25 protein-coding genes are annotated in these 25,361 nt (G+C 72.8%); 3 read left to right on the plus strand and 22 right to left on the minus strand.

Annotated elements, in window-relative coordinates:
• Nucleotides 1-440: 440 nt before the first annotated feature.
• Nucleotides 441-1,160 (plus strand): YoaK family protein, encoded by a 720-nt coding sequence (locus tag K8U61_RS17890; RefSeq protein WP_224124414.1) that lies wholly within the window; start codon nt 441-443, stop codon nt 1,158-1,160.
• Here K8U61_RS17890 and K8U61_RS17895 read toward each other — a convergent pair.
• The 20 genes from K8U61_RS17895 to K8U61_RS17990 all read right to left on the minus strand — a co-directional run bounded on the left by K8U61_RS17895 (nt 1,132) and on the right by K8U61_RS17990 (nt 21,620).
• Nucleotides 1,132-1,941, minus strand: a complete 810-nt coding sequence (locus K8U61_RS17895) for an ABC transporter permease (protein ID WP_224124415.1) — start codon at nt 1,939-1,941, stop codon at nt 1,132-1,134. The two genes, K8U61_RS17890 and K8U61_RS17895, sit on opposite strands and share 29 nt — an antisense overlap.
• The gene (locus K8U61_RS17900; RefSeq protein ID WP_224124416.1) at nt 1,917-2,699 is read right to left on the minus strand and encodes an ABC transporter permease; all 783 of its coding nucleotides are present in this window, start codon (nt 2,697-2,699) and stop codon (nt 1,917-1,919) included. Before K8U61_RS17900 ends, K8U61_RS17895 begins: the two co-directional genes overlap by 25 nt.
• Nucleotides 2,699-3,535, minus strand: coding sequence for an ABC transporter ATP-binding protein (locus tag K8U61_RS17905; protein ID WP_224124417.1), 837 nt, complete (start codon nt 3,533-3,535; stop codon nt 2,699-2,701). Before K8U61_RS17905 ends, K8U61_RS17900 begins: the two co-directional genes overlap by 1 nt.
• A 44-nt stretch (nt 3,536-3,579) precedes the next feature.
• Nucleotides 3,580-4,683: an ABC transporter substrate-binding protein gene (locus tag K8U61_RS17910; protein WP_224124418.1), complete on the minus strand. Its 1,104-nt coding sequence runs from the start codon at nt 4,681-4,683 to the stop codon at nt 3,580-3,582.
• Between the two features lie 148 nt (nt 4,684-4,831).
• The gene (locus K8U61_RS17915) at nt 4,832-5,302 is read right to left on the minus strand and encodes a nucleoside deaminase (protein WP_224124419.1); all 471 of its coding nucleotides are present in this window, start codon (nt 5,300-5,302) and stop codon (nt 4,832-4,834) included.
• Nucleotides 5,299-7,938 carry a molybdopterin-dependent oxidoreductase gene (locus K8U61_RS17920; RefSeq protein WP_224124420.1) on the minus strand — a complete coding sequence of 880 codons (2,640 nt, stop codon included), beginning with the start codon at nt 7,936-7,938 and terminating at the stop codon, nt 5,299-5,301. The genes K8U61_RS17915 and K8U61_RS17920 overlap by 4 nt, the downstream gene beginning before the upstream one ends.
• Entirely contained in the window at nt 7,935-8,696 is a 762-nt protein-coding gene (locus K8U61_RS17925) for an FAD binding domain-containing protein (RefSeq protein ID WP_224124421.1), read from the minus strand. Before K8U61_RS17925 ends, K8U61_RS17920 begins: the two co-directional genes overlap by 4 nt.
• Nucleotides 8,696-9,508: a MurR/RpiR family transcriptional regulator gene (locus K8U61_RS17930; RefSeq protein WP_224124422.1), complete on the minus strand. Its 813-nt coding sequence runs from the start codon at nt 9,506-9,508 to the stop codon at nt 8,696-8,698. Before K8U61_RS17930 ends, K8U61_RS17925 begins: the two co-directional genes overlap by 1 nt.
• Nucleotides 9,505-10,746: an allantoate amidohydrolase gene (locus tag K8U61_RS17935; protein ID WP_224124423.1), complete on the minus strand. Its 1,242-nt coding sequence runs from the start codon at nt 10,744-10,746 to the stop codon at nt 9,505-9,507. The genes K8U61_RS17930 and K8U61_RS17935 overlap by 4 nt, the downstream gene beginning before the upstream one ends.
• Entirely contained in the window at nt 10,743-11,978 is a 1,236-nt protein-coding gene (locus tag K8U61_RS17940; RefSeq protein WP_224124424.1) for a pyridoxal-phosphate-dependent aminotransferase family protein, read from the minus strand. Before K8U61_RS17940 ends, K8U61_RS17935 begins: the two co-directional genes overlap by 4 nt.
• Entirely contained in the window at nt 11,975-13,309 is a 1,335-nt protein-coding gene (gene allB / locus K8U61_RS17945; RefSeq protein ID WP_224124425.1) for an allantoinase AllB, read from the minus strand. Before allB ends, K8U61_RS17940 begins: the two co-directional genes overlap by 4 nt.
• Entirely contained in the window at nt 13,309-14,157 is an 849-nt protein-coding gene (pucL, locus tag K8U61_RS17950; protein WP_224124426.1) for a factor-independent urate hydroxylase, read from the minus strand. Before pucL ends, allB begins: the two co-directional genes overlap by 1 nt.
• A complete protein-coding gene (gene uraH, locus K8U61_RS17955; RefSeq protein ID WP_224124427.1) occupies nt 14,157-14,474 on the minus strand; it encodes a hydroxyisourate hydrolase in 318 nt (105 codons plus the stop codon). The genes pucL and uraH overlap by 1 nt, the downstream gene beginning before the upstream one ends.
• Nucleotides 14,471-14,965, minus strand: a complete 495-nt coding sequence (uraD, locus tag K8U61_RS17960; RefSeq protein ID WP_224124428.1) for a 2-oxo-4-hydroxy-4-carboxy-5-ureidoimidazoline decarboxylase — start codon at nt 14,963-14,965, stop codon at nt 14,471-14,473. Before uraD ends, uraH begins: the two co-directional genes overlap by 4 nt.
• 107 nt (nt 14,966-15,072) lie before the next feature.
• A complete protein-coding gene (locus tag K8U61_RS17965; protein WP_224124429.1) occupies nt 15,073-15,777 on the minus strand; it encodes an aspartate/glutamate racemase family protein in 705 nt (234 codons plus the stop codon).
• Nucleotides 15,778-15,795: 18 nt separating this feature from the next.
• Nucleotides 15,796-17,439 (minus strand): NCS1 family nucleobase:cation symporter-1, encoded by a 1,644-nt coding sequence (locus K8U61_RS17970; protein WP_224124430.1) that lies wholly within the window; start codon nt 17,437-17,439, stop codon nt 15,796-15,798.
• 135 nt (nt 17,440-17,574) lie between these two features.
• Nucleotides 17,575-18,282, minus strand: coding sequence for a GntR family transcriptional regulator (locus K8U61_RS17975; RefSeq protein ID WP_224124431.1), 708 nt, complete (start codon nt 18,280-18,282; stop codon nt 17,575-17,577).
• Between the two features lie 6 nt (nt 18,283-18,288).
• On the minus strand, nt 18,289-19,791 hold the full coding sequence (locus K8U61_RS17980; protein WP_224124432.1) for an AtzH-like domain-containing protein: 1,503 nt from the start codon (nt 19,789-19,791) through the stop codon (nt 18,289-18,291).
• Nucleotides 19,788-20,870, minus strand: a complete 1,083-nt coding sequence (locus K8U61_RS17985; RefSeq protein ID WP_224124433.1) for an acetamidase/formamidase family protein — start codon at nt 20,868-20,870, stop codon at nt 19,788-19,790. Before K8U61_RS17985 ends, K8U61_RS17980 begins: the two co-directional genes overlap by 4 nt.
• A gap of 54 nt (nt 20,871-20,924) precedes the next feature.
• Entirely contained in the window at nt 20,925-21,620 is a 696-nt protein-coding gene (locus K8U61_RS17990; protein WP_224124434.1) for a sigma-70 family RNA polymerase sigma factor, read from the minus strand.
• A 224-nt stretch (nt 21,621-21,844) separates the two neighbouring features.
• On the opposite strand from K8U61_RS17990, the gene K8U61_RS17995 reads away from it, so the two are divergent.
• Complete coding sequence (locus K8U61_RS17995) at nt 21,845-22,342, plus strand: hypothetical protein (protein ID WP_224124435.1); 498 nt, start codon at nt 21,845-21,847, stop codon at nt 22,340-22,342.
• Between the two features lie 6 nt (nt 22,343-22,348).
• On the opposite strand, the gene K8U61_RS18000 is transcribed toward K8U61_RS17995, so the two are convergent.
• Complete coding sequence (locus K8U61_RS18000) at nt 22,349-22,702, minus strand: YidH family protein (protein ID WP_224124436.1); 354 nt, start codon at nt 22,700-22,702, stop codon at nt 22,349-22,351.
• 23 nt (nt 22,703-22,725) lie between these two features.
• Between K8U61_RS18000 and K8U61_RS18005 the strand changes: the two genes are divergently transcribed.
• Nucleotides 22,726-23,535, plus strand: a complete 810-nt coding sequence (locus K8U61_RS18005; RefSeq protein ID WP_224124437.1) for a thioesterase family protein — start codon at nt 22,726-22,728, stop codon at nt 23,533-23,535.
• Nucleotides 23,536-23,537: 2 nt separating this feature from the next.
• On the opposite strand, the gene K8U61_RS18010 is transcribed toward K8U61_RS18005, so the two are convergent.
• The gene (locus K8U61_RS18010) at nt 23,538-24,461 is read right to left on the minus strand and encodes a hypothetical protein (RefSeq protein WP_224124593.1); all 924 of its coding nucleotides are present in this window, start codon (nt 24,459-24,461) and stop codon (nt 23,538-23,540) included.
• Between the last annotated feature and the right edge of the window lie 900 nt (nt 24,462-25,361).

Below are 25,361 nucleotides of genomic sequence, written 5' to 3' on the forward strand. Positions count from 1 at the left end.
CAGCCGAAGCCCTGGCCGTTCACCAGATCACCATCAGCCGCACGGAGCGAGGACTGTTCATCGACACCGCCCTCGTCGACCGCTACCGCGCCTGGATCCGCGCCGCTTGACACCCATAGGAGCTTCAGTGAGATGCTCAGAACCGTTGTTTTGACCGGGATGTGGACAACTCTCAAAGATTCCTTCCGACCGATTTTCGGTCCCGCTTCGGGTGGTGGTTTCGAGGCTCGTCGCCGGCGCTCCTCGCACCTCAACCACCGTGCCGAGACCGCCGGAAACCCGGGAGGCGGCGCCGACCCGAAGCGCGCCGTACTCGCCTTCGCTGCTTGTCGGCGAGTCGTCCGTGCCTCGCGCAGGCCGAAGCTCAGCTCGCCGCCGGCGTGGCTCGACCACCGGGACGCGGTGTTCCCACGAAACAACGCCCCAGCAGAATGACGCCCGTGACCGACCGCCTTGCTGCCGTGCCCGCCGAGCGTCTCCACCTGTGGCTGATGCTCGCCCTGACCTTCACCACCGGGATCGTCGACGCGGTCGGCTACCTCGGGCTGGACAAGGTCTTCACCGGGAACATGACCGGCAACGTGGTGATCCTCGGTATGGCGCTGGTCGGCGCCGACGACCTGCCGATCCTCGGCCCGGCGCTCGCGCTGATCGGGTTCATGGCCGGCGCCGCGCTGGGCGGCCGGGTGCTCAAGCGGGCCGGTGGCGCGTGGACGCCGCTGACCACCTGGCTCTTCGGTGCCGTCGGGGCGGTGACCCTGGTGCTCGCGGTGGTGCTCCTCGTGGTCGGCGAGGACCCGCCGCGCGGCGTCGGCGTCACCGTCACCACGCTGCTGGGCGCCGCGATGGGGACCCAGGCGGCGACCGCGCGCTTCATCGCGGTCAAGGACGTGACCACGGTCGTGGTCACCTCGACGATCACCGGCCTGGCGGCGGACTCGCGCTTCGGCAGCGGCGCCGGGAGCGGCGGACACAGCGTCCGCCGCGCCTCGGCCGTCGTCCTGATCCTGGCAGGGGCCGCGGTCGGCGCCCTGCTGCTGCGGTGGCACCTGGGCGCGGGCCTGCTCCTCGCGGGCCTGGTGATCGTGGGCGCCACCTTCGTCGGTGGCGCCCACGACCGCGCGGCGCGGCTCAGCCCGTCACGTGTCCGTAGCGAGTGAGCACCAGCCGCTCCAGCAGCTGCGCGACCATGTAGAGCAGGATCGAGGCCAGGGTCGTGACGACCAGCAGCGCCCACACCAGGTCGTACTGGTAGAGCGCGAGGGCCTGGTTGACGGCCTTCCCGACGCTGTCGGGGGTCGTGTAGAACTCCGCGATCAGCGCACCGGTCACCGCGCCCGGCACCGAGATCCGGATCGCGGCGAAGAAGCTCGGCAGCGCGTGCGGGAAGGCCACCCGCCGCAGCACGTCGGACTCGGAGCCGCCGTACACCTGCACCACGTCGACCATCTGCTCGGTCACCGACCGCAGGCCGAAGGAGATCGTGACCAGGGCCGGGAAGAAGACGACGATCCCGCTCATCGCCGCGACGGTCCAGAAGCCGTTGCCGACCACGAGCGTGATGATCGGCGCGAGCGCCACCAGGGGCACGGTCCGCACGATCATCGCGACCGGCATCGTGGCCGCCTCGACGCCCTTCCAGAGGTACGTCGCGGTGGCAACCGCCGTCGCGGCCAGCAGCCCGGCCCCGAAGCCGATGCCGGCGTCGATGAGGGTCTGCCACAGCGGGTGCAGCACCGACGACCGGTTGGCGCCGGCCGAGTCGTCGCTGAACAGCCAGTCCACGACCTGCTCCGGCGTGCGGGCGACGAGCTCGTTGACGCCGCCCACGTTGAGCAGCACCTGCCAGGCGATCACCAGGCAGACGAGCACGAAGACCAGGTTGAAGACCGGCCGCGCGACCGCCTTGAGGCCGCTCACGACGCGGTGCCCTTCGCCCACGGCGTGATCGTCTTGCCGATCCACCCGATCGCGAAGTAGGCGACACCGGACACGAGCGCGCAGCCGAGCCCGAGCGACCAGGCCAGCGCGGTCTCGCGGTTGTTCTGCGCCAGGTAGAGCGACGGGCCGACGCCGATCTCGAGGTGCTTGTCGAACCACTCGCCCAGCAGAGCGCCGAGGTACGCCGCGGGCGCCGCGATCTGCAGCGTCGCGAAGAGCGCCGGCAGCGCCGAGACCAGCCGCACCCGGAGGAACTGCTGCACGCGACCGCCGCCGTACACCTCGACGACGTCCAGGCTCGCCTGGTCGACGTTGCGGAAGCCGAGGACCGCGCCGACGACGGTCGTGAAGATCACCGAGATCGCCGCCAGGTCGATGGCCGTGGCCGAGGTGCCGCCCTTGACCGGGATCTCGTGGGCGACGATCAGGATCGGCGCGAGCACCACGATCGGCAGGCAGTAGGTGATCACCGCGAACTGCATGACGACCGGCTCCAGGAACGGCAGCAGCAGCACCAGGACCGCCAGCACCAGCGCGATCCCGACACCCCACAGGTAGCCGATCGAGGCCTCCTTGAGCGTCACGGAGAAGATCTCGCGGTAGTAGTCGAAGCCGCGGTCGCGGAAGACGGAGAGCACGTCCGGCGGCGGTGGGACCTGCTTGGGCGTGAAGAAGAGCTCGGCGATGACCCACCAGAGCGCGATCACCACGAGGATCCCGAGGGTGCCCGGGACCAGGCGGCGGAGCCGGGCGGTCATCACTCGTCCATCGCGGCGCCGCCGGCCCCGAAGAGCAGCTCGGAGGCGTGGTCGTGCAGCGCGTGGAACTCCGGGGTACGCATCATCTCCGGGGTCCGCGGCCGCGGCAGGTCCACCTCGATGACCTCCTTGACCCGGCCGGGTCGAGGGCTCATCACGGCCACCTTGTCGGAGAGGAAGATCGCCTCGGCGATGCCGTGGGTCACCATCAGCGTGGTCGCCGGCTTCTCCGTCCAGATCCGCAGCAGCTCGAGGTTGAGGCGCTGGCGGGTCATGTCGTCGAGGGCGCCGAACGGCTCGTCGAGCAGCAGCACGCTGGGCTTCACGACGAGGGCCCGGGCGATCGACACCCGCTGCCGCATGCCGCCTGAGAGCTGCGCCGGCCGGGCCTTCTCGAAGCCCTCGAGCCCGACGAGCTTGATCAGCTCCTTGACCAGCGTGTCGTCGGCCTTCTCGCCTGACACCTGGAAGGGCAGCCGGATGTTGGACTCGACGCTGCGCCAGGGGAGCAGGGCCGAGTCCTGGAAGGCGATGCCGAGCTCGTGGTCGCGGCGCAGCTCGGCGGGGGTCTTGCCGTCGACCAGGGCGCGGCCGCTGGTCGCGGTCTCGAGCCCGGCGAGGATGCGCAGGATCGTGGACTTGCCGCATCCCGAAGGGCCGAGCAGCGACAGGAAGCTGCCGCGATCGGTGTGCAGCGTGGCGTCCTGGAGCGCGGTGACCTTGCGCCGCCCGGTGGCGAAGGTCTTGGTCAGGTCCTGGATGTGGATGCCGGTACCGGAGGCAAGCCCGCCCGTCAGGACGTGCTTGCCTCCGGTCGCCGTCGATTCGTCAGTCACGAGTGAGTCTCAGAAAGGTCACGGAACGATAACGGCGGGAGCCTTCAGCCCTTGAGGTCCGGGTTCTCCTCGTACACCTCGTTGACGAGCGAGCTGTCGAAGAGGTCCTCGGCGGAGATGTCGATGCCGGCCGCCTTGATGGAGGCGATGTTGTCGGCGATCATCTGGTCGCTCATCGTGAAGAGGCCGTTGGCGTCGGTCTCATCGCTCTTCACCAGCGCCTCGCACTGCTGCTTCGACTGCTCGATCTCCTTGTCGAGCTCGAGCGGCGGGTCGATGTCCTTGCCGTAGGTGTTCACGGCGAGCTCCGAGCCCTCCTTGTAGCCGGCGTCGCCGTTGCAGGCGTCGGTCCAGCCCTGGATCTCGGCCTTGAGGAAGGCCTTCACCTCGTCGGGGTGGTCGGCGATCATGTCGTCGGTCGTGATCACGGTCTCGGCCACGAACGGCAGGTTGTTGTCCGCGAACGGCAGGTCGACGGTGTCGTAGCCGTCGCCCTTCACCAGCAGCGACTCGTTGGTCAGGTAGGCGACCAGGCCGTCGATCTGCCCGTCCTCCAGCGGCGAGATGTCGAAGGAGTTCGGCACGATCGTCAGGCAGTCGGGGTCGATGTCGTTGACCTTGAGGAACGCGTTGAAGAGGCTGAGGTTCGGGTCCTGGACGCCGATCTTCTTGCCGCAGAGGTCCTGCGGGGTGGCGATGTTGCCGCCGTCCGCGAGCGACAGGATGCTGAACGGGTTCTTCTGGTACGTCGCGCCGACGATCTTCAGCGGGAAGCCGGAGTTGGCGACGGCGGCCGCGGTCGAGACCGCGTTGCTCAGGCCGAACTCGGCCTTGCCGGTCGCCACGATCTCCTCCTGGGCGACGGGGCCGGCGAGCAGGTTGACGCTCGAGAAGCCGGCGTCCTCGTAGTAGCCCTTGCTGTCGGCGATGAACTCACCGGCGAACTCGGAGTTCTTGATCCAGGAGAGCTGGACCTTGATGTCGCCGTAGTCGCCGCCGGCGGCCGCGCCGCCGGAGGAGCTCGTGGACGGAGAGTCGGAGCCCTCGGAGCCGTCCGAGTCGGAGCCGCAGGCAGTCAGGGCGAGGGCAGCGATCGTCAGGATGGCGCCCACGCGCATCGTGGCGGTCCGTCGGAACGACAGGGTCATAGAGGTCTCCTAGGTACAGGGATGCGGGTCCGAGACGGCCTGAAAACTAAGAGCGCCACGTTGCGCGATTTCGCGGGCCACGTAACGGCGCCGTTAAAACGCTCGTTTCAGGTCACGATCCGGTCTCGGCCGGCGTCCGCAGGCCCGTTCAGTACGGCGTCCGGTCGTCCTTGCCGAGCCAGGCCTCGAAGGGGTCGAAGGCCCGCGGGTGCACCCCGGCCGCGACGGCGGTCGGCCAGGTCGCCCGGTCGCGGGCGAAGAGCTCGTAGAACTCGCGGTCGTCGAAGCCTCCCCGGGCCGCGTCGTCGCGGTCGGCGGCATAGACCACCCGGTCCAGACGGGCCCACAGGGACGCGGACACGCACAGCGGGCAGGGCTCGCAGGAGGTGAAGAGCTCGCAGCCCGCGAGCGAGAAGTCGCCGAGCTCGGCACACGCCGACCGGATCGCCTGCACCTCCGCGTGGGCGGTCGGGTCGAGGTCGCGGGTCACACGGTTCTGGCCGGTCGCGACCAGCCGGCCCTCGCGGACGATGACCGCACCGAAGGGGCCGCCGCCGTCGCGGACGTTGGCGACGGCGAGGTCCACCGCCCGGGCGAGCCAGTGGGCGTCGTCGGTCATCTCGTCTCCTCGGTGGGGTGCGCGTCGTGGGCGGTCGCCGGCGGCGCCGAAACCGTCGTTGCGAGACGCCACAGGCGGTCGCGGGTCATGGGGAGGGCGTGCGGCCGGACGCCGAGCGCGTCCCGGACGGCGTTGGCGAGCGCCGGGGCGACCGGGTTGTACGGCGCCTCGCTCATCGACTTCGCGCCGTGCGGTCCGAGCTCGCAGTGGGTGTCGGCGAAGAGCACCTCGGTCTCCGGGACGTCCGCCATCTGCGGCACCCGGTAGTGCCGGAAGGTGCGCGTGAGCACCTCGCCCTCGCGGACGACGAGCTCCTCGAGGAGCGCGCTGCCGTAGCCCTGCGCGACCCCGCCCTCGACCTGGCCGCGCAGCTGCTCGGGGTTGAGCACCCGGCCCGCGTCGGCGGCCTGGACGGACTGGAGCACCCGCAGCTCGCCCGTGTCGCGGTCGACGGCCACCCGGACGCCGTGCACGTTGAAGGCCAGCGACCGCTGCGACCCGTCGCGCCGGCCGGCGCGGGTGATCGGCAGCGGCTCGCCGGCTGCGCGGGCGGCCGCGACCGCCGCCGCGGCCTCGGCCACCGCGCCGCCGGCGACCACCGACCCGGTCGAGCCGTAGGCGCCGGTGTCGTAGCCGGTGGCGTCGGTGTCGGAGCTGCGCAGCCGCACGGCGCTCGGCGCGATCCCGAGCGCCTCCGCGACCAGCTGCACGTGGACCGTCGCGGACCCGTTGCCGAACTCCGCGCTGCCGACCCCGATCGTGGCGGTCCCGTCGGGCTCGAGCGTCACGCTGGCCTCGGCGTGGTGGCCCCGCGGCGGGATCGTCGCGATCATCGAGGCCGCGACGCCCTCACCGACGGACCATCCGGGTCCCGGGGGCGGCGTACGGTCGCCGCGCGCGAGCGCCGACTCGACCAGGTCGAGGCACTGGTCGAGGCCGTAGCCGCTCAGCGCGAGATCCGTGTGGGGCGGGCCGTCGACGACGAGGTCGTCGCCGGGGCGGACGACGTTGCGGCGGCGCAGCTCGACGGGCGGGATCCCGAGACGCCGGGCGAGCTCGTCGAGGGCGGACTCGATCGCGAAGATCACCTGGCCCAGGCCGTAGCCGCGGAACGCGCCGGAGGGCACGTTGTTGGTGTAGACGACCTCCGCGTCGACGCGCTTGCTGGCGCAGCGGTAGAGCGCGACCGACTCGCTGCAGCCATGGAAGAGGACGCCGACCGCGTGGTTGCCGTAGGCGCCGGTGTCGCTGAGCACGTCGACCGCGAGCGCGGTCAGGACCCCGTCGGCATCCGCGCCGACCTCGACCGAGACCCGCATCGGGTGGCGGCAGGGCGTGGCGCTCAGCTGCTCCTCGCGGGTCAGCTCGAGCTGGACCGGCTCGCCGAGGCGCAGCACCGCGAGCGCGACGACGTCCTCGACCAGCATCTCCTGCTTGCCACCGAAGCCACCGCCGACCCGGGCCGCGAGCACCCGCACCCGGTCGGGCTCGAGGCCGAGCACGTGGGCGAGCTCGTCGCGCACGAGGAAGGGCACCTGGGTGCTCGTCCGCAGCACCAGCCGACCGGCCTCGTCGAGCCAGCCGCGCGCGCCATGGGTCTCCAGGGCGGCGTGGGTGACCCGGGCCGTCGTCCAGGTGCCGGCGTACGTCGCGGCCGCGGCGGCGAGCCCCGCGGCGACGTCGCCGACCTCACGGTGGGACGCGGCGACGACGTTGCGGCCGGGCTCGCCGATCCGCGAGACCTCGGGGGACTTGTCGCCGTGCAGCAGCGGCGCGCCGGCGGCGCGGGCGGCCTCGGGGTCGAAGACCGCCGGGAGCACGTCGTAGGTGACGTCGACCAGGGCCGCGGCCCGTTCGGCGATCGCGAGCGTCTCGGCGACGACCGCGGCGACGCGCTGGCCGCGGTGGCGCACCACGTCGTCGAGCATCCGCGTGTCGTCGGGGTCGTCGCGGCGGTCGTCGTGGCGTGCGGTGGAGTAGAGGACGTCGGGCACGTCGTGGTGGGTGAGCACGGCCCGGACCCCCGGCAGCGCCAGGGCGCGGGAGGCGTCGATGGCGGTGATCCGCGCGTGTGCGTGGGGACTGCGCACGAGCTTCATGTGCAGCACGCCGATGTCGGGCTGGTCGAGCGTGTAGGGCTCCCGGCCGGTGACGACACGCAGCGCGGCGGGTGCGCGGACCGGCTCGCCGATGCCGCCCTCCGCTTTGGTGTTGCCGTGGCCCGCGAGGGCGTCCTTGATCGAGCGGTAGCCGGTGCAGCGGCACAGGTTGCCCTTGAAGCAGCGCTCGGGATCGGCAGCGATCTCGGTGCCGGCCGCGGCGGCCGCGGTCACGACGTACCCGGCGGTGCAGAACCCGCACTGGAAGCCGGCCGCGTCGACGAAGGCCTCCTGCACCGGGTGGAGGTCGTCGGGCGTGCCGAGACCGGCGACGGTCGTCACCTCGCGGCCGGTGCCCCGGGCCGCGGGATAGAGGCAGGAGTGCACCGGCGCGCCGTCGACGAGCACCGTGCAGGCGCCGCAGTCGCCGCTGTCGCAGCCCTTCTTGACGTCGAGGTGGCCGGTGCCGCGCAGGAAGGTCCGCAGGCACTGCCCCGGCTCGGGGGTGGCCTCGACGTCCGCGCCGTTGACCCTCATGCGACCAGCTCCGCGGCGACCTCGCGGGCGAGCAGACCGGTGACGTGGGCGCGCCAGTCGGGGGCGCCGTGGGGGTCGTCGAACCAGCAGTCGATGGCGGCCAGCCCGGCCTCGAGGTCGTCGACGGACAGCGCGACCGGACGGCTGGTGGAGGCGGTGACGGTGACCGTCGAGCCGGACCCGATGACGACCGCGCCGGCGCGGCCGAGCCGGGCGAGCGACGTACGCCGGAACGCCGCGGGTGCGGCCAGCGCCGCGCGCGGCACATCGACGGCGCGGAGCACCTCCCCGGGACGGAGCGTGGTGCGGCCGTCGCCGGTCACGAAGCCCGCGACCGGCTCGTGGCGGACCTCGCCGGCCGGGGTCCAGATCTCCACCGACGCGCCCAGGGCGGCGGTCAGCGAGATCATCGCGCCGGCCGGCAGGCCCAGGCAGAGGTTGCCGCCGACGGTGGCGACGTGCTGCACCTTCCACGACATGAGGAAGGAGTCGGCGGCCTCGCGGACCAGTCCGGTGAGCGGGCCCCACGGTGCCTGCTGCACCTGCTCGATGGTGCAGGTCGCGCCGATCCGCAGGGCGTCCGGCAGCTCCTCCCAGGCCGGCCAGCCCAGGGCGGTCAGGTCGACGAGGCCGGTGACCGTCGGCTGCGGCTCGGAGAAGAGCCAGGTGCCGCCGGCCAGCACGGTCTCGCCGGGTCCGAGGGTCAGGTCGGCGCGGGACCTCGCCGCTCGCAGCGAGGTCACCGACGACAGGTCCATCACTCCACCTCGGCCAGCCGGGCGTAGGTGCGGGTGATCTCGGAGATCCGGTCGCGCGCGGGCCGGCCGAGCGCGCAGAGCACGCCGTCGGCGAGCACGCTCACCAGGCTCATCGCGGCCGCGTAGCTGTCGAAGGCGAGGGTGCTCGCGACCGGGCACTCGAGCCAGTGGTCGGCGTACGTCGCGTGCTGCCGTGCGGTCGGGTCGGCGACCAGCACGACCGTCGCTCCGGTCGCCGTCGCACCGGTCAGGAACGCCGCGAAGCCGGACGGCCGTCGCCGGAAGCCGACGACCACGATCACGTCGCCGGTCCCGAGGTCGGCGAGCTCCTCGCCGAGCACCTGGCCCGGCAGCGGCGCGAGGCGTACGTCGCCCCGCGCGTGGCTGAGCTGCTGGCGCAGGTGCAGCGCCACGGGGTGGCTGTTGCGCCAGCCGACGACCAGCACCCGCCGAGCCGCGGCGAGCAGCCGGACGACCTCGGCGACCGCGGGCGACTCGACGGCCTGGCGGATCGACTCGGCCTCGTGCTTCTCGTGGGCGACCAGCGACGGCGCGCCGTCGACCCGCCGCGGCTCGCCGGCGCTGCGCAGCCCGCGCAGGTGGTCGCGGACCTCGTCGAAGTCCGTGAAGCCAAGGCTGCGGAAGAGCCGGCTCATCGTCGCCTTGGAGACCCCCGCGAGGTCGGCGAGCTCGGCGGAGCGGTAGGTCGCGAGGTCGTCGAGGTGCTCGAGCAGCGTCTCGGCGGCCCGGCGCTCCTGGGGCGAGAGCGCGGCGTACCGCTCCGTGATCCGCTCGTCGATCCGCTGGCTCATCGCGACGCGCCCACTGCCGCGGCGACCTCGAGGACCGCCGCCTCCAGGGCGTCGAGGCCCTGGGCGACGTCGAGCTCGGTGACGCCCTCGTCGGGGTGGTGGCTGATCCCGTCGTCGCAGCGCAGGAAGAGCATCCCGATGTCGGTGGTGCGCCCGATCGCCATCGCGTCGTGGCCGGCCCGGCTCCACAGCCCGGTCGGGGCGTCGTCCCCGGTCGCCCGGATGCCCGCCTGCACCGCCTCCTGCAGCCAGGTCGCGCACGGAACGGCGGGGGCGTTGTGCGCCTCGGTCACCTCGAAGCGCAGCTGCCGCGCGGCGCAGAGCGTCTCGATCTCCGCGCGCATCAGCTCCCACATCGCGTCGCGCTCGGCGTCGGTCGCGGCACGCAGGTCGAGGCTGAAGTCGGCGCGACCGGGGATCACGTTGACCGCGCCCGGCTGCACCTCGATCCGGCCGACGGTCGCGATCGGGCCCTGCTCGCCGGTGGCCCGCGCGAGCCGCTCGATGGCGGTGATCGCCTCGCTCGCACCGACCAGCGCGTCCCGGCGGCGTGAGTAGGGAGTGCCGCCTGCGTGCCGGGCCTCGCCGATGACGCTGAGCCGGAAGCGGCGCGCGCCGGCGATCGTGGTGACGTAGCCCAGCGACTTGCCGAGCGCCTCGAGCATCGGTCCCTGCTCGATGTGCGCCTCGAGGTAGCCGACCAGCTCCTCGGGCCGGCGCGCGGCCTCGCCGACCCGGCGCGGGTCGAGCCCGAAGCGGCCGAAGGCCTGGTGCAGCGTGACCCCGTCGCGGTCGCGGAGGTCCCACCACGCCTCGTCCCAGATCCCGGCGGCGGCCTGGCTGCCGAGCAGGGCCGTGCCGAAGCGGCTGCCCTCCTCGTCGCTGAAGGCGATCACCTCGAGCGCGAAGGGCAGCTCGGCGTCCCGCAGCCGCTCGGCGACGGCGATCGCCATCACCACGCCGAGCATCCCGTCGAAGGAGCCGGCATCGGGGACGGTGTCGATGTGGGAGCCCAGCAGCAGGGCGGGCAGCCCGTCGGTGACCCCCTCGCGCCGGCCGCACTGGTTGCCGGCCGCGTCCTGCCAGGTGCGGAGCCCGGCCCGCTCGAGCCAGCGACCGGTGACGGCGTTGGCCGAGGCGTGCTCGGGGGTCAGGTAGAAGCGCTCGAGGCGCGGCGGGTCGGCGGTGAAGCGATCGAGCTCGGCGCAGCGGTCGAGGACCTCACGGGCGGTCGTCATGAGGCGTACACCTCCCGGGCGGCGCCGACGCCGCCTCCGGCGGTGAGGGGTACGCCGCAGCCGCGCAGCACCTGCTCGAGCGCGGCCAGGGTGACCAGCACGGTGTCCTTGCGGGCGTTGAAGCCCATCGTCCCGATCCGCCAGACCTTCCCGTGGAGCGGGCCGAACGACGTGCCGATCTCGATGCCGAAGTCGTCGAGCATCGCGGCCCGGGCCTTGTCGCCACCCTCGGCGCCGAGGCTCTCGGGGATCTCGACGGCGACCACGTTGTGCATCTTGTGAGCGACGTCGCCGAAGACGCCGAGCCCGAGGCCGCGGACGCCCTCGAGCATCGCGCGTCCGTGCAGCTCGTGGCGGGCGACCGCGCCGTCCATGCCCTCCTCGACCAGCAGCCGGGCGCACTCGCGGGCGCCATAGAGCATGGTGGTCGCCTCGGTGTGGTGGTTGAGGCGGCGCGGGCCCCAGTAGTCCATGACCTGCGCGAGGTCGAGGTAGTTGCTGGCGATCCTCGCGCCGTGGTCGATGTCGTCGTCGGCTCGGATGCCGGCCTCGACGTGCTTGCGCGCGTTGATCACCGCGGCCGCCTTGTCGGAGATGGTGATCGGGGAGCTGCCGGACGGGCCGGCCAGGCACTTCTGCAGTCCGGCGGTCGCGACGTCGAGGCCCCACAGGTCGGTCTCGAAGACGTTGCCGCCGAGCGAGGCGGTCGCGTCGCAGTAGAAGAGGACGTCGTGGGCGCGGCAGATCTCACCGAGGTCGGCGAGCGGCTGGCACATCGTCGTCGAGGTGTCGCCCTGGACGACGGCGAGGACCTTCGGCCGCACCCGGCGTACGGCGTGCTCGACGACCTCGGGCTCGACGACCTCGCCCCACGGTGCCTCGACGGTGTGCACCTCGGCACCGCACCGCTCGGCGATCTCGACCAGCAGGTGGCCGAAGCGCCCGAAGACCGGGACCAGCACCCGGTCGCCCGGCTCGATCAGCGACACCAGCGCGGCCTCGATGCCCGCGCGTGAGGTGCCGTCGACCAGGAAGGTCTGCTCGTTGGCGGTCTTGAAGACCTCGCGGTAGAGGCCCATCACCTCGGTCATGGTGGCGGTCATCCAGGGGTCGAACTGGCCGACCAGCGGCGCCGACATCGCCCGCAGCACCCGCGGGTCGGCGGTGATCGGGCCGGGCCCCATCAGCAGCCGCGACGGGGGGTTGACCTGACCCGGGACGGAGCCGCTCATGCCGGCCTCCTCAGCTGTCGTCCCCAACGGTGGTCGGGGTGGTCGACGTCGATCGCGTTGCCGCGGACGACGGATCGGGTGACGCGACCGCCGTAGCGCAGGCCGTCGTACGCCGAGATCGGGTTGCGGTGGGCGAGGCGGGTCGCCTCGATCCGGAAGTCGACGCCGGTGTCGTAGACGGCGAGGTCGGCGTCGGCGCCGGGGACGATCCGGCCCTTGGCCGTGAGGTCGACCAGGTCGGCGGTGTTGCGCGACATCCACCGCGAGACGTGCTCGAGCCCGATGTTGCGTCGGCGCGCCTCGAAGGCGACGGCGCTGAAGCCGACCTGGAGGCCGGACACGCCGCCCCACGCCTGCTGGAGGTCGCCGTCGCCGCGGCCCTTCTCCTCCGCGGTGGCGGGGGAGTGGTCGCTCACGACCATGTCGATGACCCCGGCGCGCAGGGCCTGCCAGAGCTCCTCGCGGTTGCCGGCGTCGCGGATCGGCGGGCAGCACTTGAACTGCGACGCGGCGTCCGGGATCGACTCCGCCGCGAAGCACAGGTAGTGGGGGCAGGTCTCGACCGTGACGCGCAGGCCCTCCTCCTTGGCCTCGGCGAGGAGGTCGAGGCCGCGCGCGCTGGACAGGTGGAGCACGTGCACCCGGGCGCCGGTCTCGCGGGCGCCGTCCAGCACCTGGCGGATCGCGGCGGTCTCGGCCTCGTCGGGGCGCGAGAGGAGGAAGTCGGCGTACGCGCGGCTCGGGGGCGCGGGGGAGTCCTCGAGGATCCGGGCGTCCTCGGCGTGCACGATCATCAGACCGTCGAAGGACGCGATCTCCTTCAGGGCGGTCAGGAACCCGTCGGGGTCGAGCGGCGGGAACTCGTCGACGCCGCTCGGGGACAGGAAGCACTTGAAGCCGAAGACGCCGGCCTCCCACAGCGGCCGCAGGTCGGCGACGTTGCCGGGCACGGCGCCGCCCCAGAAGCCGACGTCGACCATGAGCTCGCCCCGGGCGGCCTCCTGCTTGGCGGCGAGGCCGGCGAGCGTGGTGGTCGGCGGGATGGAGTTGAGCGGCATGTCGACCAGCGTCGTCGCGCCGCCCAGCGCGGCCGCCTCGGTCGCCGAGACGAAGCCCTCCCACTCGGTGCGACCGGGCTCGTTGATGTGCACGTGGGTGTCCACGATCCCGGGCACGACGTACGCCGTGTCCGGCACGCGCAGCACCACGCCGTCGACGTCGTGCTCCAGCGGCTCGACGGCCTCGATCAGGCCGTGCCGGAGGGTGAGCGTGGCGGGCCGGAAGGTCCCGTCGACGAGGACCCGGGCGGCCTGGACGGCGTCGAGACGCATCAGCCGGCCTCCCGCGCGACCGTCGCCTGGATGAGGCCGTAGGGCCGGTCGGCGGCGAAGAAGACCTCGCCGGGGTTGTCGAGCCCGAAGGGCGCGAGGTCGACGAGGAAGTGGTGCTTGTTGGGGCACTGGATGTGGATCCGGGCGATCTCCGGGACCGCGTCGAGCGCGGCCGAGCCCATGGCGTGGATGGTCTGCTGGAGCGCGAGGCTGTGGGTCCCGGCGAAGGCATCGAGCATCGCCGCCCGGGCGGCGTCGTACGCCGCGTCGTACCCCCCGCCGCTCGAGGAGGGTGTGCCGGCGTACTGCCACGTGGCGGTGACGCTGGTCGCCAGGATCCGGTCGTCGGTCTCGGCCAGCGTCGTGTAACGGTCGCGGGGGAAGCCGTGGAACTCGCTGCCCGTGGACTTGAGCACGACCAGGTCGGTGAGCCCGGCGCTGACGGTGGTCGCGTCGCCGTCGGTCTCGACGAGCGCGGTGCGGGTCTCCTGCCCGCTGCGCACGAAGGAGTGACCGTTGGTGGGCAGTCGCAGCCACGAGAACTGCTCGGCGCTCAGCGAGGTGCCGCTCACCCACGGCTGGGTGCGCCAGTGCGCGGCGAGGGTGAGCAGGAAGTCCTCGGGGGAGGTGACGCCGTGCTCGCGGGCGAGCGCGTAGACGGTGTTCTTCTGGGTGTCGGTCGCGTGCACGTGGGCGTTGTCGCCCTCGGTGTAGGCGGTCTCGAAGTCGCCGCGCAGCTGGGTCGTGACGTTCAGGTCGTGCAGCACGTGATCGTCAGAACCCCTGTCCACCTTGACGATCCGCACCTCCGCCTTGCCGTGCTGGAGGTCGGTGAGTGTGTACGTCATCAGGACCCCCGGTAGGTGGTGTAGGCGAACGGGCTGAGCAGCAGCGGCACGTGGAGGTGTTCGCGGCCGGGCTCGACCTCGAAGGTCACGACGACCTCGGGGTAGAAGGTGGGGCGGTCGTGGGCGGCGAACCACGAGCCCGTGTCGAAGACCAGCTGGTAGGTGCCGGCGCCGACCTCGACGTCGAAGCGGATCCGGCCGTCCTCGTCGGTGCGCCCGGTGATCGCCTCGCCGTCGCCGTCGTGGAGCACCACCATCAGGCCCGGGGCGGGGTCGCCGGTGGCGGCGTCGAGGACGTGGGTGGAGAGGGTGGTCACGCGAGGAGTCCTTCCAGGCGGAGCAGCGCGATCTCGCGGAGCTGGCCCGCGGTCACGGCGATCTCGGTCTCGGGGTCGTTGCCGAGGCGCTCCTCCAGCAGCGCGAGGATCTCCTCGGCGCTGCGGCCGGCGGCCCGGACCAGGTAGATCCGGTCGAAGCGCTCCTCGTACGCCGCGTTGCCGGCAGCCAGCCGGCGCTGCACCTCGGCGTCGTGGGGGTCGACGCCGGCCTGCTCGCGCCCCGACATCGCTGCGCTCGTGCCGCTGCCGGCGTGCCGCTCCCCGATCCGCGGATGGTCGGCGAGGGCCCCCTCGACCTCCGCCGCCGTCCACGTCCGGGCCTGCTCGTCCGCGCGACCCAGGAGAGCCGCCGGGTCGGCGTACGGCCGGCCCTCGACGACCGCGTCGACCCAGGAGTCGATGTCGACGCACGGTCGCACCAACCTCCGGGCGTCCTCGGCCGCCATGGTGTTGAACTCCTCCAGCTGCAACGCAACCCTCCTCAGGGCCGTGACACTAGGGATCCGATGTAAAGCGAAGCCGAAACAACAGTTTCAGCGACGTTACGTCGGAATCCGGCGCCGTGGGAGGAGCCGCGCTACGCGAAGGACTTGGCCGGTGGGGGAGCGAGCTCGCCGCGCTTGCCGGTGCGCAGGCCGAGCCGGACCAGCTTCTCGACCTCGAGGGTGGCCGCGACGACGCCGTCGACGACCGGGACGCCGAGCTCGTGGGACAGCCGCGCGCACAGGTCGGCCATGCCGGCGCAGCCCAGCACGATGCTGTCGGAGGCGTCCCGCTCGAGCGCGCCGCGGCAGGCGCCGAGGACGGTGGCGTAGGCCTCGGGGTCGGTCTCGAGCTCGACCACCGGGATCTCGCAGGCGTGGACACCCGCGCACAGGTCGGCGACGCCGTACTGCCGCGCGATGTCCCAGGTGTGCCCGATGGTGCGGGAGAGCGTGGTGACGACGCTGAAGCCGCGGCCGAGGTAGGCCGCGGTGCGCATCGCCGCCTCGGCGATCCCGACCACCGGGCCGGCGGCGAGCTCTCGGGCCGCGAGCAGGCCGGGGTCGCCGAAGCAGGCGATGACGTAGCCGTCGTACGCCGCGAGCTCACCGGCCGCGATCTCGTCGAGGACCCCCGGAACGGCCATCGCCTCGTCGTAGTGGCTCTCGATCGACTCGGGTCCGGAGCCCGGCTGGACCGCGTCGACGGTGACGCCCGGGCCGGCGACGGCCCGGGCGCACTCGCCGATCAGTGCGGTCATCGACGCCGTGGTGTTCGGGTTGACGACCAGGATCCGCATCGTGGTGATCAGCCCTGCTCAGCCGTGCTCGGCCGCGCCGCCGACCCCGCCGGTGGCCTCCTCGCGGACGCCGGCCGGCACCAGGTTGATCGCGGCCTCGGAGCAGACGCTCTCCTTGTCGCCGGCGGTGACCGGGCCCGCGACCGCCTCGGCCGGCTCGCCGAGACCGGCCCAGCGGGCGAGCACGAGGTAGACGCCGAAGCCGAGGCCGCACCCGACGAACCAGCTGTACTTCGGCAGCCAGTCGAGGATCCCGGCCTCCTTCGGCACGATGACCGACGCCAGCGCGATGACGCCGGTGACCACGACCGCCTGCACCGCCGCCATGTTGTAGCCCTTGCGGTAGTAGTAGGTGCCGTCCTCGTCCATGGTGAAGAGGTCGTCGACGACCACCTTCTGGTGGCGGACCAGGTAGAAGTCGGCGATCAGGATGCCGAAGAGCGGGCCGATGAGGGCGCCGAGGAGGCCGAGGGTCCAGAAGATCGCGTCCGGGTTGTCGTACCAGTTCCAGGGCGTGAGCAGCACCGAGCCGACCGCGGCGATCATGCCGCCCGCGCGCCAGCTGATCTTCTGCGGGTTGACGTGGGAGAAGTCGAACGCCGGCGAGATGAAGTTGGCGACGATGTTGATGCCGACGGTCGCGGTCACGAAGGTGAGGCCGCCGAGGATGATCGCGAAGGTGTTGTCGATCTTGTTGACCGTCTGGATCGGGTCGGTGATGAGCTCGCCGTACACCGGCACGGTCGCGGCGGCGGTCAGCACGGTGAGCAGCGAGAAGACCACGAAGTTGATCGGCAGGCCCCAGAAGTTGCCCTTCTTCACCGAGTCGAAGGACCTGCTGTAGCGCGAGAAGTCGCCGAAGTTGAGCATCGGGCCGGAGAAGTAGGACACGACCACGGCGATGGAGGCGAGCATCGTGCTGATCAGCGCCGAGCCGTGCAGCGCGTGGTCGGAGAGGTTGAGGTCGATGTCGAAGTCGGCCTTCACCAGCAGGTAGATGCAGAGCGCCATCATCGCGACGTACACGGCGGGGCCCGCGAAGTCGATGAACTTCCGGATGGTGTCCATGCCGCGCCAGAAGAGCAGGCCCTGGAGGACCCAGAGGATCGCGTAGCTGACGTAGCCGAGGACCGACAGACCGAGGAAGCCGTGCTGGTCGACGTCGGCCCAGGGCGCCAGGCCGGGCCAGATCTTGAGGAAGACGATGTTGAGCGACTCGGCCGCGAGGAAGGTCTGGACGCCGTACCAGGCGACGGCGATGAGGCCGCGGATGATCGCCGGGATGTTGGCGCCGAGGACGCCGAACGACGCGCGGCTGATCACCGGGTAGGGCACACCCGCGAGCTGGCTGGGCTTGGCGACCAGGTTGCAGAAGAACTGCACGATGCAGATGCCGACGATGAGGCAGATGAAGACCTGCCAGCTGGTCAGGCCGAGGGCGAAGAGGCTGCCCGCGGTGAGGTAGCCGCCGACGCTGTGCACGTCCGACATCCAGAACGCGAAGATGTTGTAGGTGCCCCAGGTCTGCTCCTTGAGCGGCGCGAGGTCCTCGTTGGTCAGTCGCGGGTGGTAGTCGCGCTTCGCGACACCCCGGCCCGGCGGGTAGCCGGCGGCCTCGACGAGGTCCGGCTCCGGACGGTGGCTGCTGGTCGTGTCGGTCATGGCCGTCTCCTCGGTCGGTCCGGCCGCCTGCGGCAGCCGCGTCGCCGAGGACGCTAGGAACCGGTTGTTTCACCGTCCGCGCCGCGCCGTGAACCCGAGGTCACGGGAAAGATATAGCGGTATACGACGCCCCGCTCAGGCTCGGAAGACGTCCGGGTCGTCGGCGAAGGCCGCGATCCCGTCCTTGAGGTGGTCGAAGTGCCGGGTGGACTCGGCCACCAGGGCGTCGGCGTCGCGGGCGATGAAGGCCGCGAGCATCCGGTCGTGGTCGTCGTGGAAGGTACGGCGCCCGCTCTCGTCCACGCGGGCCATCGGCCGGGCGGGCTCGGTCATGTTCCACGCGCCCTCGTACATGTGCACCAGCCGCTGCATCCGCGCCGGCCCGATCAGCGCCATGTGGAAGCGCCGGGACGCGGCGTGGTAGGCCCGCTCGTCGCCGGCTGCGATCGCCGCGGCCATCTCCTCGTGGGTCTCCCGGACCAGCTCGTCGTCCGCGGGAGCCGCGTGCACCACCGCGGCCCGCAGCGCCGCCGACTCGAGCGCCTGGCGGACGTCGTAGAGCTCGCGGAACTCGACGAACGACAGCTTCGCGACGCTGTAGCCCACGTGCGGCACGTGCTCGACCAGGCCTTCGCCGAGCAGCACCTTCAGCGCCTCGCGGACCGGGATCTGGCTGACCCCGAAGAACTGCGCGACCGCCTCGATCGGGATCAGCGTCCCCGGCGGCTCGTCCCCGGAGAGGATCGCGCGCCGCATGTCGTCGACCACCTGCGGCTGCCCGCCGCTGCCCGCCGTGTTGACCAGGCGGGCGGTGAAGATCGACCGACGGCGCGACGCGGGCATCTCCGACTACCCCAGGTCCGCGGCCAGGTCGAGGAGGTCGCGGTCGCGACCCGGCGCGGCCACCAGGCACACGCCGGTCGGCAGCCCCTGCCGCGTGCTGCGGGGGAGCGAGACGGCCGGCAGCCCGGCGATCCCCGCGAGACAGGTCAGCCCCATGGTCGCGTCGCGCACGGCCTGGAGGCCCTGGCCGAGGAGCGGCGCGACCGAGGACGCGGAGGGGAGCACCAGCACCCGGTCGCCGAGCAGGTCGAGGATCCGCTCGCGGGCGCCGGCGAGCACCCCGCGGGCGGCGTCGGCGCGGTCGTCGTCGATGAGCGAGGCGGCCTCGAAGCGCCCCCGGACGTCGGCGCCCAGCGTGTCGAGCCGGCCGGTCAGCCAGCCCCCGCGCTCGCGCCACGCCTCCCACGCCTGCACGGTCTGGAAGGCCTGCAGCCACAGGGAGAGGTCCGCCAGGTCCCAGGACTCGCGCATCGCGCCGTGGTCGGCCGCGAAGCCGTCGACCACGGCGGCGACGTCGTCCTCCGCCATCCGGATGAGTCCCGGTACGGCGACGAGGTCGTGCCGCGGGTTGCGCGGTGCCGGCGGGAGCAGCACCTCGCCGACCCGGCGCAGCAGTCCGGCGTCCCGGGTCAGCCAGCCGACCGCGTCGAAGGACGGCGCGAGCGGCAGCAGGGCGTACGTCGAGGCCGCGCCGTGGGTGGTCCGGATGCCGAAGAGCCCTTGGTACGCCGCGGGCACGCGGATCGAGCCGCCGGTGTCGGTGCCCAGCCCGATGGTCGCGTGGCCCAGGGAGACCGCGCTCGCGGAGCCGGAGGTCGAGCCGCCGGAGATCCGGTGCGGCGCCTTCGGGTTCGGCGGGGTGCCGGTGTGGGTGTTGGCGCCGGCCAGGCTGTAGGCGAACTCGTCGGTGCGGGCGATGCCGCGCACCGCCGCGCCGGCCTCGAGCAGCAGCTCGACGGCCCGGGCATGGACGGGCTCGACGCGTGCCTCGTCGAGCCAGGCCGGGTTGCCGGCACCGATCCGCTGGCCCCGCACGGCGTACAGGTCCTTGACGGCGACCGTCTCGCCGTCGAGGTCGCCGTGGCCGAGGGGCTCGACGAGCGGGTCGCCGACCAGCCGCCAGACGCGCGTGTCGAGGGCCGGGGCGGCGGTCGCGACGTGGGCCGCGGTGACCTTCCAGCCGTCGCGGGTGCGCGCCCACAGCTGGGTCTGCTGACCGCGGCCGCCGCGCTCGAGCTCGGTGATCGCGACGACGAGGGCGTGGTCGCGGTCGATGGTCTGCACGTGCGTCTGCACGATCCGGCGCTTCGGCGCCCCGCCGCGTCCGCCCCGGAAGGCGCTGATCTGGTCGTGCCCGACGAGCAGCCCGTTGGCGTCGCCGCGCAGGGTCGAGGCGCCCGGCGCGAAGAGCCGGTCGAGGGTCGGCAGGTCGTCGGCCATCAGGGCGCGCTCGTACTCCCAGAACGCGTCGACGAGGCCGTCGGGGACCGGGACCGGCTGCTGGCTCATGCAGGGAAGTCTGACGTGCGGATGCGGGCGTGCACGCCCTTGACCACGTCGACGACCTGCGAGATGTCGAAGTCGGTCGCCGCCGAGAGGTAGGCGTAGGCCAGCCGCGGGTCCATCCCGTAGCGGGCGCCGAGCAGCGCGATCGCGGCGCGCACGCAGTTCTGGACCGCGACGTCGAGGTCCTCGTCCATCCCGGTCGGGACCAGGAAGTCGGTGGTCTCGGCCAGCGGCCCGGCCAGCTCGCCGAAGCGGCGTACGGCGTCCTCGTGCGGCACCACGTCGAGCCGGACGGTCGCGCGCAGGGACGCCTCCATCGCGGTCAGCGACACCTCGCCGTCGCCCTGCGCGAAGTGCGGGTCGCCGACGTAGGCGAGCGCGCCCTCGACCTGCACCGGGAGGTAGAGCGTGGCGCCGACGGTGAGGAGGTTGATGTCGATGTTGCCGCCGTGGGGCCCGGGCGGCACCGAGTGCGGGCGCTGGTCCCCGGCGACGGCGACGCCCATGATCCCGAGGAAGGGCGCGAGCGGGAACTCCACCACCCGCTCACCGCCCTCGACCAGCGGCAGCTGCCCGTGGGTGCCGGCCGCGTCGACGCTCGCGAAGGCGCTGAAGACGTCGCCCGCGAGCGGGTACTCGCCCGGCAGCGCGCCCTTGCCGTGGCGGTTCGAGATGACGCCGTACGGCACCCGGGGAAGCGTCTCGACCACCGTCATCGCCAGCAGGTCGCCGGGCCGCGCGCCCTCGACGCGCACCGGCCGGCTGACCACGTGCGGCCCATCGACGCCGAAGGTGTGCGGGTCGTCGCTGGCCGCGAGGGCGACGGCGTCGTCGAGCACCCCCGGAACGTCGTACGCGCCGAAGAACGCCTTCGGGTCCCGACCCTGGTCCTCGAGGATCCCCTCGTGGCTGATCGTGTCGAAGGTGACCTCGGTCCCCGGCGCGACGGAGAGCACCGGAGCATCGGTGGCGCAGGGCAGCCGACCCCAGAGCACGTGGTCCGGCGTCGAGGGCAGGTACGCCGCGCCGCGCACGGGCCCCGCACCGGGCTGGAGCACGTGCTCACGCGCGACGGTCGTCATGCCGCCGCACGCTAGGCAACGGTTGTTTCGGGGATGTGTACGCCGCGGGGGCGGTCAGGCGGTCAGGTTGGTCGACGCGCTCACGCCGTCCGGCTCCGCGTGCTCGACCACGTCGAGCTCGACCCGGCCGCTGGCGAAGGACACCCGGGACGCCCGGACCGCCGCGGCGACCGCGTCGAGGCCGGCGAGCGCGCGGGTCTCGTCCTCGTGCCGGGTCATCAGCGAGGCCCGCAGCGCGGCGAGGCTCTCGGCGCGCAGGAGGTGCACGTCGACGGCGGCCAGGTCGGGGTGCGGCGGCAGCTCCGCGAGCGCGGCCCGCAGGTAGGGCAGGTCGGTGGTGTCGGCGACGGAGGTGGCCTCCGGCTCGCCCGGGATCTCGCCGTCCAGCGCGGCGAGGGCCTGCGCGCGGTCCCCGAACCGGTCGAGGACGGTGTGCAGCCGGTCCCGGGCGGCCGTCGTGCGTGCGGTCACGGACGGCAGGTCGTGGGCCTCCCAGTCGACGGAGCGGAGCTCCTCGAACATGCCCGCGCGGATCCGTGCTGTGACGTAGCGGTCGTACGGCGCGTCGTGCACGGGGTCGAAGTCGGCGTCGGCGTCGACGAGCGCGGTCAGCGCCGCGGCGTACAGGTCGTCCTCGACCAGCTGGGCCGGCGTACGCCGGAGCACCTCGCGCACCAGGCTGCCCGCGAGCGGGAGGTGGTGTGCCGCGCGCTCGTCGGGCTCGCGGTCATCTGCGCCCTGGGTCGTCATCGGATCGCCCGGCTTTCTTGGGGAGTGCTGCTGGTGCAGCGGGTCGCCGCCACACCTGTCTCCTCGGTCGCCGCGCGCCGAACCTGCGGAAAAGCCGGTCCGTCCCGACCACCTATCTAGACCGGTGCGCGCTCGGGGCGAGGGCTCGTACCCCGTCCTCATGGTCCGAGCACCAGCGAGCCCCCTGGTCCAGACGGGTTGGCCGACATGCTTCACTCGGGCGCATGCGTTCGAGCCGACTCGCCCTGACCGTGACCGCCCTCGCCCTGCTGACCTCCGTGACGGCCTGCAGCGGCGGCTCGGACGACAAGGACGACTCGTCGACGCCCGCCGCCTCGAGCTCGGCCGGCGGCGACGAGGGCACCTTCACGAAGCAGTGCAGCGTGGAGGTCGAGGTGACCGGCGCCGCCGAGGCCTCGTGGAGCGGCAAGGCCACGGTCTCCAACGCCTCCGGCGTCACCGCTTACCAGTCGGCCGACGGCAAGGACCAGCTCATCGTCTACGCCGGCAACGACGACATCCAGACCAACGCCAACCTGACGGTCGGTGGGGCCACCTTCACCACGACCGACCCCGAGGTGGGCCTCGAGGTCGCGAAGGACGGCAGCGGAGCGACCGTGGACGCCCCGACGTCCGGCGTCTCCGGCGACGGCCCCCAGGTCACGGCGACCTTCACCTGCGGCAAGGCGGGCAAGGGCGGCAAGGGGACGTCGAAGGGCTGACGGTCCTCAGAGGAAGGCCAGGACGAGCAGCGCGGCACCGACCACGATCGCGAGCGTGACCAGGTAGCCGAGGTTGAAGCCCGGCAGCGGCTGCGCGGTCCGCATCGCCCGCTCGATGCGCGCCCAGCGCACCATGGCGAAGAGGGTGACCGCGGCGCCGAGCAGGACGAGCAGCACGGCGAGGGTGGTCCGCACCCAGCCGGTGTCCGGCAGCCCGAGCGCGTGCAGCGCCACGCCGCCGGCCAGCATCGCCAGCGCCGTCCGCACCCAGGCCAGGAATGTGCGCTCGTTCGCCAGCGTGTAGCGCGGGTCCGGCTCCTCGCCCTCGTCGTAGACCCACCGCGGGTGCCGGTCCGTCATGGCCCTCACTCTAGGGTCAGTGCGTGCCCCACGAGTTCGACGCCCAGACCGCAGTCCGGCCCGAGGGCGACGGACGGTACGCCGCCGAGCTCGCGGAAGGCTGGGTCGTGGGTGGCGGCGTCAACGGCGGCTACCTGCTCGCGGTGATCGGCACCGCCCTGCGCGCGACGTTCCCGGCGAAGCCCGACCCGGTCGCGGTCTCGGCCTACTACCTCTCTGCGGCGCGACCCGGCCCGGCCACGGTCGCCGTCGACGTCCGCCGCGAGGGCGGCCGCGTCGCCACGGCGTCGGTCGAGCTGGTGCAGGAGGGCGAGACGCGGATCGCCGCGCTCGCGACGTACGGCGACCTGGCCCGCTTCGGCGACGACGTACGCACCACCGCGACCGAGCCCGTGCTCCCGCCGCCGGACGAGTGCGTCGCCAACACGCTCGCGCCGCAGGAGATCCTCGACCTGGCCCCGATGATGGGTCGCTTCGACATGCGCTTCCACCCCGACCACGTCGGCTGGGCGGTCGGGCAGCCGAGCGGCCGCGGTGAGCTCGCCGCGTGGTTCCGCCTCGTCGACGGGCGTGAGCCCGACCCGGTGTCGCTGCTGATGGTGCTCGACGCGCTGCCGCCGGTGACCTTCGACCTCGGGATGATGGGCTGGGCGCCGACGCTCGAGCTCACCGCGCACGTGCGCGCTCGGCCGGCGCCGGGGTGGCTCAAGGTGCGCCACCGGACCCGCAACATGGCGGGCGGCATGTTCGAGGAGGACTGCGAGGTGTGGGACTCGGCCGGCCGGCTCGTGGCGCAGAGCCGGCAGCTCGCGATGCAGCCCCGGACCAGCTGAGATCAGAGCACGTCGGCGTCGCGGATCGCGCCACCCCGCGTGAGCCACCACTGGGCGCCGCGCTGGGTGTCGACGTCCTCGGAGCTGGTGAGCGTGCCGAGCTCGGGTGAGCCGGCCATGCCGAGGGCGAAGAGGGTGGCGTGCCGCTCCAGCGACCGGGCGCTGTCGAGCCGCGCGACGATCTCGCCGCCCTGGGCGACGTCGAGCTCGCCGCCGAGGCCGGCGGTCACCAGGGCCCGCGACCGGATCGACGGGCGGGGCTCGGTGATCGCCTGCCGGACCACCTCGTCGCGGTGCGGTGCGGTGTCGAGCCGCATCAGCACCGTCCAGGCCCGGGCCGCGAGCAGGTCGTTGTCGTCCTCGGCCACCGACAGCAGGCGGCGTGCCGTCGCCGGGGCGTACGGCGAGGCCGCGATCAGCAGCGCCGCGTGGTGCCGGCGCGGCTTGTGGGCGTGCAGCAGCGCCTCACGCAGCAGCCGGCGCAGCATCAGGTCGGGTTCCTGCGCCTGGTGCGTCGGGGTGTCCGCCTGGATCGAGGGGGCGAGGTCGGCGACGACGGACGCGGCGCGGGTGGCGCTCACCAGCTCGCTGCCGGTGCGGGCCTGCTCGACCAGCGCGTGGGCGCGGCGGGTGCGCAGCGCGCCGGAGACCTGGGCCCACGAGCGCTCCGGCAGCTGCACGGCCAGGTCGAAGGAGTCGAGGCGGCCGTCGAGCGACTCGCCGCGGCGCAGCGCGCCGACGACGTGGGTCTCCAGCCGCGGCAGCGCGGCCTCGTCGAAGTGGCCGCGGGCGAGCTTGGTCGCGGCCACCGACGACGCGGCCCGGCGGAGGTACTTGTTCTCGCTGTCGGCCGACAGCATCCGCAGCGTGAGCGCGGCGGCGGCGGGGTCCGGCACCTCGGAGAGGAGGTTGAGCACCGGCGCCACGACCTGGGTGTCCGGGTTGGTGACGAAGTGGCCGATCGCCAGGATCAGGTGCCGGCGCGCGTTTGGGGTGGCGGATGAACGCCGCGGCGGCCTCGTAGCGGCGGACGTAGCCCGGTCCGACGGCGGCGCTGAGCTCGCCGACGAGCTGCTGGCACAGCCGGGTCCAGTCCGCCTCGCGCAGGAAGATCCGGTCGAAGCGGCTGAAGTGGTCGGCGAGCGCGAGCCAGTCGGCGCCGGTGGCCTTGCCCGCGTCGGTCAGGTCGAGCACCAGGTCGAGCTGGTTGTCGGTCAGCTCGGTCTCCCGCACGGTGTTCTCGCGCGGGGTCGGACCCGTCCCGAAGGCGCGGCGCAGGCCGCTGGCGACCGCGACGAGGGTGCCCTCCGGCAGGCCGAGCACGGTCTCGTACGTCGCGGTGACCCGGTGGGGGAGCGGCTGGAGCCCGGACTCCCAGCGGGAGACCCGCGAGGCGTCCACGGGGATGCCCCGGTCCTTGAGCGCGCCGATGAAGCCGTCGCGCCGGGCGAGCGTGGGGTCCGGCCCGAGCACGCGGGAGACGGTGATCAGCCAGGCGATCCGCTGGTCGCAGCCGACCACCCCGGACGGGAGCGGGTGCGGGTCCTCGGGCAGGCGCTGCGGACGGCCCCGACGGCGCGCGCCGTCGGGCGTCGTACGTGCGACGGTCATCTATCCCCCGATATCGCCGGCAGTCCTGTAGGTCCTCCCGAGCTCCCGACACCCATTTATTGCAGGTTTGACAGTCGAGTGCAACAACCGGACGGTGACCCAGGTCGCGTCCCTAGGCTGCCGGTCGGCACTCAGGGTTCTCTCATGTGCTGCATACACACGAGGCTCTCGGGCCTCATGTAAGGAGCAGGGATCTCCTTTCCCTGTTCACTCAC

It is taken from the genome of Nocardioides mangrovi (assembly GCF_020073815.1).
GTDB lineage: Bacteria > Actinomycetota > Actinomycetes > Propionibacteriales > Nocardioidaceae > Nocardioides > Nocardioides mangrovi.

What these genes read in the sequence shown, in the direction of transcription:
- K8U61_RS17910 (WP_224124418.1), bottom strand. Translation starts at nt 4,683, where the DNA reads ATGACCCTGTCGTTCCGACGGACCGCCACGATGCGCGTGGGCGCCATC.
- K8U61_RS17995 (WP_224124435.1), top strand. Translation starts at nt 21,845, where the DNA reads ATGCGTTCGAGCCGACTCGCCCTGACCGTGACCGCCCTCGCCCTGCTG.
- K8U61_RS17975 (WP_224124431.1), bottom strand. Translation starts at nt 18,282, where the DNA reads ATGCCCGCGTCGCGCCGTCGGTCGATCTTCACCGCCCGCCTGGTCAAC.
- K8U61_RS18000 (WP_224124436.1), bottom strand. Translation starts at nt 22,702, where the DNA reads ATGACGGACCGGCACCCGCGGTGGGTCTACGACGAGGGCGAGGAGCCG.
- K8U61_RS17900 (WP_224124416.1), bottom strand. Translation starts at nt 2,699, where the DNA reads ATGACCGCCCGGCTCCGCCGCCTGGTCCCGGGCACCCTCGGGATCCTC.
- K8U61_RS17970 (WP_224124430.1), bottom strand. Translation starts at nt 17,439, where the DNA reads ATGACCGACACGACCAGCAGCCACCGTCCGGAGCCGGACCTCGTCGAG.
- K8U61_RS17935 (WP_224124423.1), bottom strand. Translation starts at nt 10,746, where the DNA reads ATGACGACCGCCCGTGAGGTCCTCGACCGCTGCGCCGAGCTCGATCGC.
- K8U61_RS17915 (WP_224124419.1), bottom strand. Translation starts at nt 5,302, where the DNA reads ATGACCGACGACGCCCACTGGCTCGCCCGGGCGGTGGACCTCGCCGTC.
- K8U61_RS17990 (WP_224124434.1), bottom strand. Translation starts at nt 21,620, where the DNA reads ATGACGACCCAGGGCGCAGATGACCGCGAGCCCGACGAGCGCGCGGCA.
- K8U61_RS17940 (WP_224124424.1), bottom strand. Translation starts at nt 11,978, where the DNA reads ATGAGCGGCTCCGTCCCGGGTCAGGTCAACCCCCCGTCGCGGCTGCTG.
- K8U61_RS17980 (WP_224124432.1), bottom strand. Translation starts at nt 19,791, where the DNA reads ATGAGCCAGCAGCCGGTCCCGGTCCCCGACGGCCTCGTCGACGCGTTC.
- pucL (WP_224124426.1), bottom strand. Translation starts at nt 14,157, where the DNA reads ATGACGTACACACTCACCGACCTCCAGCACGGCAAGGCGGAGGTGCGG.
- K8U61_RS17985 (WP_224124433.1), bottom strand. Translation starts at nt 20,870, where the DNA reads ATGACGACCGTCGCGCGTGAGCACGTGCTCCAGCCCGGTGCGGGGCCC.
- K8U61_RS17920 (WP_224124420.1), bottom strand. Translation starts at nt 7,938, where the DNA reads ATGAGGGTCAACGGCGCGGACGTCGAGGCCACCCCCGAGCCGGGGCAG.
- allB (WP_224124425.1), bottom strand. Translation starts at nt 13,309, where the DNA reads ATGCGTCTCGACGCCGTCCAGGCCGCCCGGGTCCTCGTCGACGGGACC.
- K8U61_RS17930 (WP_224124422.1), bottom strand. Translation starts at nt 9,508, where the DNA reads ATGAGCCAGCGGATCGACGAGCGGATCACGGAGCGGTACGCCGCGCTC.
- K8U61_RS17925 (WP_224124421.1), bottom strand. Translation starts at nt 8,696, where the DNA reads ATGGACCTGTCGTCGGTGACCTCGCTGCGAGCGGCGAGGTCCCGCGCC.
- K8U61_RS17965 (WP_224124429.1), bottom strand. Translation starts at nt 15,777, where the DNA reads ATGCGGATCCTGGTCGTCAACCCGAACACCACGGCGTCGATGACCGCA.